This window comes from Myroides odoratimimus (genome assembly GCF_030326305.1).
In the GTDB taxonomy this organism is placed as follows: domain Bacteria; phylum Bacteroidota; class Bacteroidia; order Flavobacteriales; family Flavobacteriaceae; genus Flavobacterium; species Flavobacterium odoratimimum_A.
Window position 1 is genome coordinate 1 of record NZ_JACAKB010000034.1, and the last position, 16,050, is coordinate 16,050.

The following is a 16,050-nucleotide window of genomic DNA, read 5'->3' on the forward strand; positions in this document are numbered from 1 at the left end:
TGGAGCAAATGGGCTACACACAAAATGATTTAGCAGAAATGATCGGATTAAAAAGTAGAGCAAGTGAAATTTTAAATCGAAAGCGAAAATTATCTTTAGAGATGATCCGAACCTTAACCAAAAAATTGCATATTCCTTCAGAAGTTTTAATTCAAGCATATTAAAAATAAAGCCTCCCTAAACGGAGGCTTTACTACTTATAAATCCTTATATAAATACAATCTAACTAATAAAAAGCCTTTCAAATTAGTTCGCTATCATTAAGATAAAAATAAGTACAATCCTCTAAATATCAATTGCTTTAGTTTTTTGTCGTGTACTTAGAAAAAACTTATATTATATTCTTAAGGTAAACTAAAATAATCAGTTGAAGATCAGGAATAAGAATCATCCATACAAAGTTTAAAAAAAACAAAGTGGGACTAGTCTTTATAAGATAACCCCACTTTAAATTCTCTTAAGATCTAATAAAATATTAGAAACTTTTATTGTAGCATACAATCATACTCACTATAGGTAATATCTGCAAATACTGAGTTAGTGTTATAAACTTGTTTTAACCTTTGTTTCTCTTGCTCTATAGATATTAATGACACGCAACCGGTTTGTTCATAAACCAACTCTGAACCTTTCCAAACCTTTATTGTATATTTAAAGGTTCTTTGACTTGTACTAACTTCTTATTTATTTTTATAATCAATAAAGGAACTACTAGCAGTAATTGAACTACAAGTAATTAGTAAACTAAAAACTAGAATAAATTTTCTCATAATATATTTTGGTTTGGTTAAGCATTAAACATTTACAAATCAATGTTTTAAAAAAATATTACATTAAACTATGTATAAAACTATATTCTTAACAATTCAATCTGTTTACTGCTTAATACATTATGTTTTAGCACTCTTATTTTTTGATTTCTCACTCCATTCTTCTCATTAATTTCAATTAAAAGCATTTGTTTATCTGATAAAGTAAACTGATCTAACATAAATACATTGTCTTGTTTACTTTGAATATTGATAGTTTGAGCATCACTATAGCTTCTAATGGGCTTTAAACTCATTTCTTGAATAGTGGTTCGTTTAGAGGTCCTTCTGTCTTTGATTCTAAAACTAATATAGTCAACTTCATAGGGTAGATTGCTTTTATTGTTAATAGAAAGATGAAAGTAGAGCTTACCATCTTGAGTGTAGATACTTTTCAGCCTTGCTTCTACCCCGTAGCTTTTGCTTTTAATATTTAGCTCTTTCTTGTTCCTTTTGATGATTGCTTTCATAAAAAGATCTGCTAGAGTTGGACTGGTGTCCCCTAAGTCTTTAAATAGAACTTCGCTTTGCTGTTTACTGTTTTGATTTTCAAACTTGGTTAAGTCATAGCTCAGTTGTGTTGGCTCTTCATTGTAAGTAGCACAAAAACTATAGTATTTACCATCGTTTGTAATTACAGTAAAGTTTGTAGGTGAAATATCTTCTGTAATCGTTTTTAAACGAAGTACATTAGAAGTAACCTCTACTTTACTAGCTATAATTTCACTACTTCCTAAATCTACGTATTCAATGCTGCTTGGAAACAAGATATGAGTAGTTTTGTTTTGGGTTAGTTCTACCTCATATGGAGTTACCTCAGCATTTGATAAATTGATAGACTTGGTATAATTTTGGGAAGTTACTGTGTTTACTGCTAATAAGCATAGTAACATATATTTAATGATTGTTTTCATAATGATTTGTTTTACTTGGTTATTAAATGTTATTCTTTCGGTACAAGAAACAGCTCTTGTCCTTGTTTTAGGGTTACTCTCTGAGCTTTTACTTTCTTTGAAAAGTAACCAGATACTCCTTGAATAAGTCCTTTAGTTAGATCTGAAGCAATTTGGTCGGAAGCAGATCTACTCATAGATATACTCGTTCCTGCTGTTTGTCCCATATTGGCAATGATTTCTTTTGAGGCGCTTATTTCTTGAAGGTCTAATACCTCTAAGCCTCTTTGCCCATAATTATCATAACCGATAAGCTCTGTATCAATGATACTATCCTCAATCTTAATAGAGTTTACACTAAGCTCTAATCGAGCGTTACTAATCTTTACCTTAGCAATCAGTGTACTTGATTCAGGTAACAGAGCCCCATTTATTACGATGCTTTCTAAGAGTCTTAGTTTGATGTAACCTTCGTTTATAATGACCTGATTTTCTTTAATACTTACCCTTATACTGTTTTTATGGTTCTGGGTTTTACGTTCTCCTTCTGCTGTATAAAAGGCTTGATTTGATTTAGGATTAATAGGTAAAAAATCCAGTAAACTTGTTGGTTTTACCAGTGAAGATACAATCTCTTTACTTGTTTTATCAAGCACTGTTATGGCCTGTTTTTTACTTGAAATTGTTTTAGCGTTTGTAGTCTTATTTGAAGACGGTAATTCAGTTTGATTTTGACCTCCTGGCAAATACTTTGCTGCCATCTGAAAAGACTTTTCCATAAGTTCTAATTGATTATCCATAGTAATAGGTGTTGGAGTGTCTTTTTCTTGTAATTGCTTCTCTAACTCTTCTATTTGCTTTTTAAAATTTTCGGTTTCAGAATTTTCAGTACTACTGTAAAAACTACCAAGTACATCTTGGCTTTGTTTGTAGTTCTCGTAAGACCGCTCATAGGGCGTGTAAGTAGGTTCTGCATTATAATCCTTGTGATTGTAAGTATTATTAGACTCCTCTTGCGAATCATTCCAATAGTCTGCTAAGGAGTGCATCTGATTTTCATTTTCTTGCTTTTTCTGTTCCCATAGCTCTTTCTCATAAGCTTTTACTTTATCTGTTGGCATCCCCTTGGTTATCGCCTCAGGAACAGAATCATTGTGAGAGATTAACTCCTTTGCTTCGGGTTTAAACAAAAGGTACATTACCCCTAAAAAGACAATGCCCATTAAAGCAAAGACTATGTGCTTTTTGTGTTTTTCTATAAGATTTTGAATTGCCTTATTTTCTTTGGGTACTTTCTCTATCTGGTGGGTTTTATTTGACAAATGATCTTGATTCATAATATTTTAGTTTAATAATTGAGTGTGATTCTATCTTTTGCCTTTTAAGCAAATACTTAACTGGTTTTATATTACTCTGATCCTCCCTACTTATTGCCTGCTTTATTTTAGAGCTAAAACTTGTCTTTACAATAAAAAGACAAACTAATGCGTAAAGAGTAAAAGCGGTAAGTAATAAAACTCGTTGTCTTTTTATAGAGAGGTTATTCCAGTAAGCTTGTATTTTACTTAAATAACTATGTCTTAAAAGTTGTAGCTTCTTCATAATCTTGTTTTTTTAACGTTTAACAACTTCTAAGTCTTTGTTCTCTACAACTGTAAACTTTTCGATAATAAATCCTTGCGGGTTATTATCAGACCGTACAGCTGAGATAAGCTGACTACTTGTAACAAGATTTCTTTTAGTTAGGTTACTAGATCGTATGATATACTGCGTTGCATAGGTTAGCGTCTTATAGGGATAGGTGTTAAAATCTATTTTAATACTATCCACCTCAATTCGTTGCTGAATATTTCCTGAAATGACTCTGCTGTAATATCCTTTTTCAAGTAAGTCTTTATAATAGTCAAAGGCGGTTTTATCAGATAGATTAAACGCTCTTTGCATATTACCCTCAATGGCTGATTTTTCAGGTGAGAGAGTAAAGAACAGCTCGTGAAAGCGCCTTACGTGCTCTCTTGCCTCTACTGGCCTATTTATACTTGCGTCTTGAGACAGAGCTAGCATAAGTGATTTACCTTTATCAAGCACATAGATTTTCTCTCGTTGCTCTTTAGCAAAATCATAGCTTTTGTAAATAGCAAATCCTACTATTATAAGGCAAATAACTGCAAATACAATAGCGTAGAGCCGAATCTGCACAAAACTATTTTCTATATTTCGAAGTGATTTAAATTCCATATTTAAAGTGTTTAAATTATTTAATTAGTCTACCTGTTATATTTCCCGAGGTAGCCCCAACTGCCGCCGAGCTAATATTACCTGTTTTAAGCGCAGATTGATTTACATTACGAAGAAAGCCCGAGCCTCCACTGGCTTGAATAATCCAACTTGTCACTGTAGGAATTGTAAAGTATCCCACAATGCCAATGATCATAAAAATCACATATATCGTGTTTGAGGTATCAGGGATAAAACTTGGATCTGAAAGCAACAGCATATCTCTTTCAAGAATTAAAGACTGTATTCTAGCTAACATTGCGCTAAATAAATCCGCTACAGGAAGCCAGAGATACACACTGATATACCGCGTGAGCCACTGTAAAAGCGTAGATTCAAAACCACTCCAAATAGAGATTGCAAATGCAATAGGCCCTAGTATAGAAAGCACAATTAAAAAGAAGGTTCGAATCGTGTCAATAATTAGAGCAGAAGCCTGAAAAATCATCTCTAGTATTTCTCTAAAAGCATCTCTTAGATTCTTTTGAAAGTCATATTGCCATTTCTCTAAATACATTCCTGTCATAGTGGCTAGATCCGAGGGAGACCAGCCAAGCTCGTTAAGTTTTTTATCAAAGGCCTCATCAGAAATTAAATAAGCAGCCTCAGGATTTCTTAGCATCGCTTCTTTTTCTAAAATATCTTTCTGTTTTTGTAAAGAAATTAGATCTATAACCTGGGTTTCTAATATCTGATGCGTTCCCTTTACAACTGGACTTAAGACCGTGTTTAAAGTTCCTAGAACAAGTGTGGGAAAAAACATAATACAAATCCCCAAAGCAAATGGCCTTAGCATCGGATACACATCAATAGGTTCTGCTCTTGCCAGGGCTTGCCATACTTTAATGCCAATGAAAAAAAGCGCTCCAAGACCTGCTAAACTCTTAGCCACAGATACCATCTGACTTGTCAGTGGCATCATATCATAGTAGAGGTTTTGTAAAACCTCATGAAGATTACTCTCACCCATAACTACCAGTATTTTTGATTAGAAGTGCCGTATAAATCAAACACTCTTTGGCTATTGTTTTTCTTTTTAGCCCTTAAAATACTAATGCCAATATTCTTTCTAGTATAATAACTAACAAGGCTGTGATAGTCTTTTACTTCTTTGTAAACTCTATCTATAACATCCATGCGTTCTTTATCATTTAAAGAAAGACTCGAGGCGCTTATAATCTGCTTAAGCTCTTTGATAAGCTCTGTGCTTTCTTGAAGAAGCACGGAATACCCATTGGCAATAGCTACAAGCTCCTCAGGCGAGAAGTTTGGATCATTAAGCATCTTGCCAAAGTTTTTGACATAAAGCTCTGAAACGTCCCCTACTAAAAGCACTGTCTGCTGAACTTTCCTTGCGTCTTTAACTAGGTTATTAACCGATTGAAGTTTATCGTAATATTCCTTGCTCTGGTTATAGACCTTTTCTACTTCCTTGAAGTTTTTAATAACATTACTCACTGTAGCAGAAGTTTGTCTTATTTCATTAGCACTATTTATAATACCTTGGGCTAAATTTCCAGGGTCATATACTGTCCACTGGGCATAATTCTTTATTGGCAGAACCAGTAGCATCGCTACCACAACTACCTGCAATAATTTTTTCATTGTAATATGTTTTTAATTGATTGTTTACTCTTTTGTCCTTAAAGAAGTTGGGGTAGAGTATTGTCTATTTTTGTTGTTTTTCTTGTACAAGACGTTTTATAGCCATCTCTAGATTACCATCAAGCTCTTTAGATAGGTTCATTACCTTAAGTTTTTCAGTTTCCTCTGTTGTATAAGCCAGGTATTCTGAGTAGCTCACCTCTGTTGCATATACTCCTGATTGCATACCGCCAAGGCCAATCCATACTTCTTTGTAAAGGCGATTTGGATTATTGTTTAAGTTTATTGATAAAATCTGAGCTTTTTCTTTGTCAGTAAGTCCAAGCATAGCTTGTATATCATCAAACTTGTTGATGTACTTGCGCTGATCAAGTAAAATCTTACAGTCAGAATTATTGATAATACTCTCCTTGACAATCGGGGATTGGATAATATCATCTACCTCTTGTGTTACTACTATTGCCTCACCAAAGAACTTTCTAACGGTTTTAAAAAGGTAGCGTAAATAATCTGCCATCCCATCTTTGGCTATAGCCTTCCAAGCCTCTTCAATTAGTATTAGCTTGCGCTGACCTTTAAGACGTCGCATCTTGTTTATAAATACTTCCATGATGATAATAGTTACTATGGGGAAAAGGATTTTGTGATCTTTGATTAAATCTATCTCAAAGACGATAAAGCGTTTATTAAGTAAATCAAGCTCACTTTCTGAATTTAACAAATAGTCATACTCCCCACCTTTGTAGTAAGGCTCTAGTACATTTAAAAAGTTATAGAGGTCAAAGTCTTTTTCTCTAACCTGTTTTTGTTCTAACTCTTTTTTATAACCCGTTTTGATATACTCATAAAATGTGTTGAAGCTAGGTTTTATATCGCTATTTTGAAGACACCCAATATAGCCACTAACGGCGTTTGAAAGCGCTACTTCTTCCGATCTTGAGGGTGGCTGGTCATCCCGCTTCCAAAGAGTGAGGATAAGAGTTTTAATACTCTCTCTTTTTTCAATATCAAACACCCCATCCTCGGTATAAAAAGGATTAAAAGCAATTGGGTTTTCTTCAGTGTATGTAAAATACAGCCCATCTTTCCCTTTTGTCTTTACTTTAATAAGCTCGCATAACCCTTGATAAGAGTTTCCTGTATCCACAAGTAAGACATGGGCGTTTTGCTCATAATATTGCCTTACCATATGATTGGTAAAAAAACTCTTACCACTTCCCGAAGGCCCCAAGATAAACTTATTGCGGTTGGTGATAATTCCCTTTTTCATAGGTAGATCCGAGATATCTAGATGAATCGGTTTACCAGTAAGTCGATCCGCCATCTTTATTCCAAAGGGAGATAGTGAGTTTTGATAATTAGTCTCCCCAGTAAATAAGCATAAAGCAGGTTCTATGAACGTATAAAAACTTTCTTCACTTGGAAAATCCCCGCTATTACCTGGCATACCGGCCCAGTAAAGTGTCGCAGCGTCCACTGTGTTGTGTCTTGGTACACATTCCATAGAAGCGATTGCGCTCCCACAGTCATTTTTAAGCTGTTTAAGCTCACTATGACTATCAGACCATGCCATTACATTAAAGTGTGCTTTAATGGATGTTAATCCTTTGCTATGAGCTTCATTTAAGTATTCTTCTATCCACTGCTTGTTTATTTGATTAGCACGACTATATCTAGCAAGAGAGTGCATATTCTTAGCTGACTTTTCAAACTGCTTTAAATTAGAGTCGCTATCCTCTAAAAACAAGTACTGATTATAGATGTGATTACAATTAAGCAAAAGTCCAACGGGCGAGGCAAACGACAAAGCCATGTTGCTTTTATCGGTTGACAGTTTTTCATAATAAGATAAATACGATACCTCAGTAGGCAAGTCATCTGTACTTGATAGGGTGTGCATCGAAACCCTATTATCTCCTACTCTAACCTCTTCTGCGCTAATGGCAATATCCTGAAGGCTTCCTCTTTTACTAGGACTTAAGGTTAAGTACTGCTCTAAGAGTCCACTTTTATCCTTTGAGCCAATGATATCCTGTTCTGTTAGTTTAATTAAGTGAACTAGTCCACTATCATTTACTATCTTCTCAAGTTGAACAGTAGCCTCTAAAAAACTTAAAACCACTTCTTTATCTCTTATTTCTTTAGGAATAAGCTCTGCTCTTGTAAGGGATGAAAAATTGCTCTGACTTTTGATTCGCTCTTTGGTAGTTTTGGTAATAAACAAATAACAGCTGTGATTTAGGTAGGGACGCTCATTAAAATGCCTTTCAAAGCTTCTGTTTAAATAACTTTGCTGCTCGTCTTTAAAATCCGCCTGATACCTTTCTTTTACAAACCAATCTTGCTTGTGAATCACAGTAAACTCAGGGAGGGTCTTTATCGCCTTATGCCACACACTGTGAATCGTTTCATATTCTTTATCTGAGATGGTAAATATCTCAGGTAAGATGACCTTGTAGCAAACCGTTATATCTGCTTGTTTGGAAACAATACAATTGTTTTCAACCGCTAGAATCGGAAACATCCGCTCAAGGGTGTTTGTCTTAGCTGTATTTCTCATAACTTCTTAGTTTTAAGTTACTACTTAAATACCCTCTAAAATCTTTTCTTGAGATAATATACCTTGGAAAGTTTTTTCTGGCTTGAAGCTTCATAAGACCGTACTGACCGTATTTCTTATTCAGTGAAAATACTTTGTAAACAAGATAGCCAGAGGTACAAAGTCCAAGAATTAAACAAATAAGATTGTTTACCCCTGCCATATACAAAACCATAACAAGAAAGAGATTCCCTAATAGTGCGCCTGCAAAATAAAACAGGTATTGAGCCTTGAGTCCTTTAAACTCTACGCTTGCTCCAATGCCCTTATTGATACTATACTTTTTCATAAGCACAGTTTTAAAGAAAAAATGAGCGCAATATGGTAGCCGATACAATTAAGAAAATACAAGCTCCAAACCAGCTTGCAGCTGTTTTACTTGTATCGGGATCACCACTTGAGAATTTGTTATACACTCTTACTCCTCCAATAAGACCAACTACTGCTCCAATAGCATAGATAAGCTTTGTGGCTGGATCAAAATAAGAGGTGACCATCTGGGTAGCCTCAGTGATTCCTGCTACTCCGTTTCCTTGGGCAAAAAGATTACTTGATAAAAATAGTGTTAGACCTAACACTACTAATTTTTGAAATGTTTTTGTTTTCATAAAATTTGACATTTTTAGATTATCTATTAAGCACCTTGCTTAATATCTAGATCCAAATGTCTTTGGAAAACTATCTATTAATAAAACTTGGTATTCTCAGTCTTTAATTGACTTTAAATAGCCTTTTAAAAGTTTTATTGTAGATTGATAAAAATAAAAAAAGAGGATATAATCCTCTTGTGTAATAAATTTATAACTAATACACTATCTCGTATTTACGCACTAAAAGTCTACATTTGTTTGAAGACATAAACTCTTATATAGTATATTTAATACCCTTTAAATATCAACTGCTTTAGTTTTTTGTCATGTTCTTAGAATAAGTATATTAAAATATTTGATAAAGACTTGACTAGTCCAAATTTAACCTAGCGAATTCAACAAATGGCAGACATACTTCATCATTAATAATATTTAAAATTATTGCATTCTACTAGATGCAATAATAAACCATACTTTGCTACTATTGGAGCGTTGGAGAACTCAAATTGATTTAGTTTTACATATTCAAAATCCAAATCTTGGACTACTAATAAATAAAATGACAAAATAACATAGATATAAGGTGAGTCCAACTATTAAATCTTTTGTTGTGTTTATCTGTTTGTTTTTCCTTTATATTTTTTTTTGAATTTTAAGCAATCAAGTTTTGCTATTATTTGAAGGAACACTGTTATATTTAACATCAAGAGAGTGTTTTTTTGTGTTTTTTTTAAACGTTTAGGACGCTATTTATAAAGAACCTAAAAATATCTTTACTCCTATCCCTAGGCTTAAACCGCTTGAATGAACTTCATTTAACTGGGCGGTATGAGTTGTTCCATTGGCTTTAAAAAGTTCGTCTGTTCCTTTCTTTATTTTTATGTGTGTATAACTAGCAGATACAAAAGGTTGGATATGTCTTGCGAGTTGATATCCGATTCGCAGTGTGCTATTATATCCTACTCCTTTAGATTTATGTTTAAAACTAAGTGGTTGTCTTAGTTCCTCTCTAAGGTTCCAAGTTGCTTTGGCTGTGTAATAAGGTAGATATATTCCTGTAAGGTCTAAAGAAGTTTCCCATTTATGATGTCTAAAGTACGTCTGTACACCTAATGTTATACCTTGTAATTGAGGACTGTATTTACTGTTAAGTTTCTTTTGGGGTATAAGTGGAGTATCTCCATCTAACATATACAACTTCTGATAACTTGCCCAATAGCCTATATGAGGGTTTATAGACCAGAAATCATTAGACCAAGCAAGATAAGACAATTCTAATCTTGTTTTGATATGATGCCCCTTATCACTTTTAAGATTAAACTCTGAGGTTGTTATCAGCCTATTGTCGCCTGCGTAATCCGTATCGGTAACTCTTCCACTTAAGGTGGTTTTATAACTTAAGTCTAACTTTACTTGAAACTTAGACCATACCGTTAGAGCTGATTCTACCCCAATCTCTGGCCCATGTAACTTCTCCCACTCTAGTTCTGAGAGTACATTAGGATACTGTCCAAACTCATTGCCTGCTATATTCCAATTTAGTTTTTCTTGATTCCAGTGCAGATAAGGAATAATATAAGAAGGAGGGCTTTTGACTTGACCAGACAAATAGGTTGACAAAAGAATAAGACACAATAGAAAATAATTTTTACGCATAGCCATATAGATAAAGTCTACCTCACACCAAGGCAAGGTAGACTGTTATTAAAACTAACCTAATGTATATAATTTAGTTTCTTGGATAAACTGTTGCAATAAACTGTTTATCTGTTGCTGATAAAACAGAGTTATTTCCTACACTAAATCCATTTGTTGTAAGAGCGCTGCTTATGCTGTAATGCATAATTGACTGTGTATCATAAGCGCTATACTGAGTTTGCGTAGTTGAATAAGTTGCAAAAAGATTGTTATCCACATCTTTTTTACTCCAATAGTTAGGATAACCAGCGTAATAAGCATACACTTTATTTTTATCCCATGGAATATTCGTTAAAGGATGTTGGTGCTCGTGTATCATTCCTAGCGCATGACCGAACTCATGGATAACTGTTCTGCTGAACTCTGTATCACTAGTTGAATCATCAAACCACCCAAAGTTCATTGTTTCTTCATTAGAAGGAATACTAAGGGCTTGTGTTCCTAAATAAGAATATGATCCAGCTCCTTGAGTAAAAGTAACTCTAATCTGAGGAGTGCCGCTTTCTACAAAGTTAAAAGTGATATTGGCATAGTTAGACCATTCTTGAGCGTATTGTTTAACCTTACTGCGAACATAAGGAGTCCCTCCATATAGCCCTACAGTAATAACACTTCCATTAGGCCACTTTGTGCTTCTAACAACAGCTCCTCTTGGATCTGTTCCTTTAGGATAAATATCTTTACAGACTTTCGCTGCTTCAAATCCTGAAACAATATCTGCTTTAGGCACTGCTCTTAATTCTTTTAACCCCTTACTATTATCATTTGCTGGTGTATCATTATCATTAGTATTACATGATACCAGTGCTACTGAGATGAATGACCCTAATAGGATCTTGTGGTGTAATTTCATATTATCAATATTATTTTGGTTTATAATAACATAAATTTAACAACACCTGGTCAATATAAAAAACTGATAACAAGACAATTAACTATATAGGTAGTCAACCTACAACAAGTGTTAAAAAAACAAGCATTTAAGCAAAATTAAAGCATAAATATTAGTCATAAACAAAACAACACCTATAAAATCAAACTAAAAACACTTTTTACTCTTAAAAAACAAGTAATATACTGTAAATCAATATATTTTTAAAATACTAGAGCAATTGGTTGTATTTTATTATTTGAATTAATTCCTGATAATCTGTTACATTAAACTCATGTAGCATTTTACTTATTCGCTTTTGTATAGCACTTGTACTTAAAAATACAAAACTCTCTAACTGCGTAATTTTATATCCATGAGATAAATACATTAAAATCTCTCTGTTCTTAGGGTCTAGAAGTGTATTTTTAGCAATTACCTTTTTTATAGATTCCTTGGCAATAGGGCTATAGAAAGGTTCTGATCTCTTATCATTATAAATCAAATCTTGTAAAGTCTTGGCAGAAAAATCAGATTTTACAATCAGTGCATCTATCGTTTTATTGCGGTAAATACTATAAAGAATAAAGGCTTCCTCATGAGCTGTAATTAAAATAATATTACAATAAGGAAAGCGCTCTTTAATCAATGTTGTACAATCTAAACCTGAGGATATATTTTGCTCCTTATATATAGGCATATCGTAATCTATAATAGCTACATCAAGCTGGTCTAAACAAAGTATCTGACTATAGAGTTCTTCACAGTTTTGGGTTTTAATGTACGTATAAGATTCATTATTTAAAATAGAAATATACCCCTCTAAAGTCATAAAATGATCGTCGGCTAGCAATATGGTCATATAGGCGTTTTTATAAAAATCACAAAGCAATTTAGGAATAAAAAGGAATTACACAATATTATATTTATAAAAAACACAACAAAACTATCTTTACATATTCTTTTGAAAGTAGGGAATTTCTATACTAATCGTTGTCATCTGACCAATAGTAGATATTATCATTTTTCCTTGTAGAGCTTCTAATCGATGTTTTATATTTTTAAAACCCAATCCTTTATCTATTTTCTTAGTATCGATACCAATACCATTATCGTGGATTTTAACAATAATATGGTGCTCACTTAAAAGAATAATCACTAAACACTTAGTAGCTTGAGCGTGTTTATTTACATTTTGAAGCAATACTTGTACAATAAGGTATAACTGTGCTTTTTGGTACAATGTATACACATCCCAATTAATAAGTTTATCAATAGAACACTCAAAAACAGTTTCGAATGTATTTTTCTGGCTTAATATTAAATTCTCAAGTACTAAACTAAAATCTTGTTCTTGGTTAAATAAGGTCTTGTGCATATCATGAGATAAAGCTCTGGTTTGTGCTTCAATTTGCGTTAATTGATCTATTAACTTTTCTTTTTCTTTAGTTTGATCAGTTGACAGTTGCCCGAGGTTAATACGCACAGTAAATACCCTATTAATAATAGAGTCATGTAGGTCTTTGGCTATTTGTTTTCTTTGTTTGTTTTTTGCCTTATAGGTTATGCTTTGTTGCTGTAAAAGCAAAGTTTGAATCTGGTGTATAGCTTGTTGATCTTTTTGCTGATACAAAAGTTTTTTATTTTTCATTTGCAAACTAAGCACAATAAAAAATACAATAGACAGTATGACAACAAGTAAAATAACTCCTCCTAAATATGCATTTCTTTGCTTTAGAAGATCATTTCTCTTTTCTATTTCTCCTGTTTCATATTCGATACGGGCAAATTTATTTCTGGTTTGACGCTCTAGAGTTCTTATGCTATCTTGGGTTCTGAGATAAAGAGTGGTATAAGCCTCTTTGTCCTGAACATCGTATTCGGATAAAAATTTTAGACTCTCAATTAACTCATAAAGATTCTTATCCTCTGCAGCCATAGTATAAGCTTCCTTCATTAGAACTAAAGCCCCTATGGTATCTTTCTTTAAAAGATTTAATTCTGCTATTCGTATTTTACTAGCGACAATACCTTGTTTATGGTTAATCTGCCTGCGAATATCTAAAGCAGATTCAAGCGTAGGTTGTATCACTAAAGGATCATCACAAAGAAGCATCTGATTATAACCATAGTTATTTAAGACCATTGCCTTTAATCTGGGAAAACTATCTACATACTGATTTGTAAGGGCAGTCTGAAAGTAATTTTTGGCTTCTTCTAAATTACCTACTTCTTGATAATACCCTCCTATATTATTATAATACGATAGCCAGGAGCGTTGTAAATTATATCTATCATATCCTTCTTCTTCTAACCTGTTTAGCAATTCTGGTATTTTTACATAATACTCTAAAGCCCCCCTGTACTCTTTCAGCTCTTTCAGTACCGAAGCCATTTGGAAGTTGGCCTCATAGATAAGTCTAGTATTTTTTTGTTTGGATAACACTTGTAGAACTTGGGCTATCGTAGTCTCACTCTCTGTATAGACCCCTGTATCGTGTAAAACACCAGCTTTATAAGATAGCATTTTAGCCCAATTAATACTATCCTTTTGTAAGGCATAAAGTTTCTCAGCTTTAAGATAGTAAAAATAAGCACTATCTAAAATCTGTCTTCTATCGTAATAATCTCCTAAATACCAATAGGTCTTGGCGATATGCGCTGTATCTCCCTGTTGTTTTGAGTAAGTGTAGAGTTTTTCTAGATTCTTTTTAACCTTTTTATCCCGCTTTATCCACTCATAGCGGTTAGCTAATCTCAAAAGTGCCTCTCTAGTTAAAGAGTCATTAGGTCTTTTTATTATCAAACTAGCAATACTATCTAGATAAACTTCTTTATCAATAGCCTTAGAATAACCTTCAAAATAGTTTGTCTCTTTCGCTTTTTTCTCTACTAACCCATTACAAGATAGAAAACAAAATAAAAACAATAATAAACTAAAACGCATAACGATTCTTTTATAACCAAAATAATAAAGCGATCCAAAGATGAATCGCTTTATTATACTGCAAAATCTATAACCTTAAAAAGGTATACACTTATTATTTTCCTTTTCCTTTTCCTTTTCCTTCTCTCTTTGTTTTATCTTTATCTAAATCAAAATCACCTCGATCACTCATATTATCATTAGAAAAGCTTTTCGTTTCAATTTCCGTTTCATCTTTTATTGTAAGTACTCCTTGTGCCTCTGCTTGTTTCTCTTTTTGTTTTACTTCTATATCTTGTTGTAAATTATCATCGTTAGAGCAAGATACCACCATGGTTGAAAGAGTTACTAACCCCATCATAAAATAGATTTTTTTCATACTGTATAGATTTAATAACTAACTATAATAACTACTCCATAGTTAGTTATGGTTATTAATAATTATTAATTTAAGATGTAAAAACATATTCACTCTAAGTAGAATTTAATTTCTCCTGTAAAACGCTTTTATATTATTCTATTTCTATAATACGTTCTTTTATAGTATTATCACCACTTTCATCAAAGAAGGACTGCTTTACTTATAATAATTACAAAAAAGAGATTTCTAAATCACTTAGTACAAGTTTTATATCATAAAATAGACACATCTAAATTTCATTTATAAACTTAAAGCAATAATTAAATTTACTGTTGTAGTTTAAACTCATAAAATGTTAAAGTTTCATCCCCGTAATTTCAATAATATCTTGGAATACATTCTTTTTAACGATAACTGTAATAATGACTTTAGACTTTCCAAACTCTACAGTAACTTTACCTTGTTGATAAGGTAATCTTGATTTAAAAAATCATTAACTTTATCCCTTTATTATTTTAAGATGAAAGGAATTATTCTCGCTGGGGGATCGGGAACACGATTACACCCTCTTACATTAGCTGTTAGTAAACAACTGATGCCTGTCTATGACAAGCCTATGATTTACTACCCTTTATCCACGTTAATGCTAGCGGGAATCAACGAAATTCTGATTATCTCTACTCCTACTGATCTGCCTAACTTCCAAAAACTATTAGGAGATGGTAGCCAAATCGGTTGTTCTTTTACTTATGCCATACAAGAAGAACCCAATGGATTAGCACAGGCTTTTATTATCGGAGAGGAATTTATAGGCAAGGATCATGTAGCGCTGATATTAGGAGATAATATCTTCTACGGCAGTGGAATGTCTAAACTGCTACAAGCGTGCGTAAAAAAAGCAGAACCGACTATATTTGCCTATTCTGTAACGGATCCTCAACGCTATGGTGTGGTGGAGTTTGATCAACATAAAAATGTTCTCTCTATAGAAGAGAAACCTTTAGAACCTAAATCTAACTTTGTAGTGCCTGGGTTATACTTTTATGACAATGATGTAGTGAATATCGCCAAGACTATTCAGCCTTCTAAAAGAGGGGAATACGAGATTACAGACATCAATAAAGAGTATTTAAGACAAGGCAAATTAAAGGTGGGGATACTAGACAGAGGTACGGCTTGGCTAGATACAGGCACTTTTGCTTCTCTGATGAAAGCAGGTCAATTCGTCCAAGTCATCGAAGAGCGCCAGGGACTGAAAATCGGGGCTATCGAAGAGGTCGCTTATCGCATGGGGTATATCACAAAAAAACAATTACACCATATCGCTAAACCACTGTGTAAAAGTGGGTATGGAGAATATCTAATGACAATAGAATAACAATGTATTAAAGGCCTTATACTGCTAAATAGTACAAGGCCTT

The 16,050-nt window shown here is 33.3% G+C and carries 17 protein-coding genes; 2 read left to right on the forward strand and 15 right to left on the reverse strand.

Translation table 11 applies throughout. The features are described from left to right. Positions 1–164 (forward strand): helix-turn-helix domain-containing protein (locus tag HX049_RS16175; protein ID WP_286417206.1); only part of this gene is annotated, 164 nt, incomplete at its 5' end. A 686-nt stretch (positions 165–850) separates the two neighbouring features. Here HX049_RS16175 and traN read toward each other — a convergent pair. The 15 genes from traN to HX049_RS16245 all read right to left on the reverse strand — a co-directional run bounded on the left by traN (position 851) and on the right by HX049_RS16245 (position 14,647). Next, positions 851–1,723 (reverse strand): conjugative transposon protein TraN, encoded by an 873-nt coding sequence (gene traN / locus HX049_RS16180; protein ID WP_286417145.1) that lies wholly within the window; start codon positions 1,721–1,723, stop codon positions 851–853. 29 nt (positions 1,724–1,752) lie between these two features. Next, the gene (gene traM, locus HX049_RS16185) at positions 1,753–3,039 is read right to left on the reverse strand and encodes a conjugative transposon protein TraM (protein ID WP_286417147.1); all 1,287 of its coding nucleotides are present in this window, start codon (positions 3,037–3,039) and stop codon (positions 1,753–1,755) included. Further along, positions 3,014–3,304 carry a hypothetical protein gene (locus HX049_RS16190; RefSeq protein ID WP_286417149.1) on the reverse strand — a complete coding sequence of 97 codons (291 nt, stop codon included), beginning with the start codon at positions 3,302–3,304 and terminating at the stop codon, positions 3,014–3,016. Before HX049_RS16190 ends, traM begins: the two co-directional genes overlap by 26 nt. A 12-nt stretch (positions 3,305–3,316) precedes the next feature. Beyond that, complete coding sequence (gene traK / locus HX049_RS16195) at positions 3,317–3,940, reverse strand: conjugative transposon protein TraK (RefSeq protein WP_286417160.1); 624 nt, start codon at positions 3,938–3,940, stop codon at positions 3,317–3,319. 16 nt (positions 3,941–3,956) lie between these two features. Further along, positions 3,957–4,949, reverse strand: coding sequence for a conjugative transposon protein TraJ (traJ, locus tag HX049_RS16200; protein ID WP_286417162.1), 993 nt, complete (start codon positions 4,947–4,949; stop codon positions 3,957–3,959). A 2-nt stretch (positions 4,950–4,951) separates the two neighbouring features. Then, a complete protein-coding gene (locus HX049_RS16205; RefSeq protein ID WP_286417164.1) occupies positions 4,952–5,584 on the reverse strand; it encodes a DUF4141 domain-containing protein in 633 nt (210 codons plus the stop codon). Between the two features lie 64 nt (positions 5,585–5,648). Further along, on the reverse strand, positions 5,649–8,144 hold the full coding sequence (locus HX049_RS16210) for a TraG family conjugative transposon ATPase (protein WP_286417166.1): 2,496 nt from the start codon (positions 8,142–8,144) through the stop codon (positions 5,649–5,651). Continuing rightward, positions 8,128–8,472, reverse strand: a complete 345-nt coding sequence (locus HX049_RS16215) for a DUF4133 domain-containing protein (RefSeq protein WP_286417168.1) — start codon at positions 8,470–8,472, stop codon at positions 8,128–8,130. Before HX049_RS16215 ends, HX049_RS16210 begins: the two co-directional genes overlap by 17 nt. 10 nt (positions 8,473–8,482) lie before the next feature. Then, positions 8,483–8,791 (reverse strand): DUF4134 domain-containing protein, encoded by a 309-nt coding sequence (locus HX049_RS16220; RefSeq protein ID WP_286417170.1) that lies wholly within the window; start codon positions 8,789–8,791, stop codon positions 8,483–8,485. Positions 8,792–9,320: 529 nt separating this feature from the next. Next, positions 9,321–9,410, reverse strand: coding sequence for a DUF4372 domain-containing protein (locus HX049_RS18490; protein WP_353653725.1), 90 nt, complete (start codon positions 9,408–9,410; stop codon positions 9,321–9,323). A 113-nt stretch (positions 9,411–9,523) separates the two neighbouring features. Continuing rightward, positions 9,524–10,429: an omptin family outer membrane protease gene (locus HX049_RS16225; protein ID WP_286417172.1), complete on the reverse strand. Its 906-nt coding sequence runs from the start codon at positions 10,427–10,429 to the stop codon at positions 9,524–9,526. Positions 10,430–10,502: 73 nt separating this feature from the next. Further along, positions 10,503–11,324, reverse strand: coding sequence for a M12 family metallopeptidase (locus HX049_RS16230; protein ID WP_286417174.1), 822 nt, complete (start codon positions 11,322–11,324; stop codon positions 10,503–10,505). A gap of 250 nt (positions 11,325–11,574) precedes the next feature. Further along, entirely contained in the window at positions 11,575–12,204 is a 630-nt protein-coding gene (locus HX049_RS16235) for a response regulator (RefSeq protein ID WP_286417176.1), read from the reverse strand. 90 nt (positions 12,205–12,294) lie between these two features. Continuing rightward, positions 12,295–14,289 carry a sensor histidine kinase gene (locus tag HX049_RS16240; RefSeq protein WP_286417177.1) on the reverse strand — a complete coding sequence of 665 codons (1,995 nt, stop codon included), beginning with the start codon at positions 14,287–14,289 and terminating at the stop codon, positions 12,295–12,297. Positions 14,290–14,383: 94 nt separating this feature from the next. After that, positions 14,384–14,647 carry a hypothetical protein gene (locus HX049_RS16245; RefSeq protein ID WP_286417178.1) on the reverse strand — a complete coding sequence of 88 codons (264 nt, stop codon included), beginning with the start codon at positions 14,645–14,647 and terminating at the stop codon, positions 14,384–14,386. A 502-nt stretch (positions 14,648–15,149) separates the two neighbouring features. Here HX049_RS16245 and rfbA point away from each other — a divergent pair. Then, complete coding sequence (gene rfbA / locus HX049_RS16250) at positions 15,150–16,007, forward strand: glucose-1-phosphate thymidylyltransferase RfbA (protein ID WP_286417181.1); 858 nt, start codon at positions 15,150–15,152, stop codon at positions 16,005–16,007. Positions 16,008–16,050 lie beyond the last annotated feature (43 nt).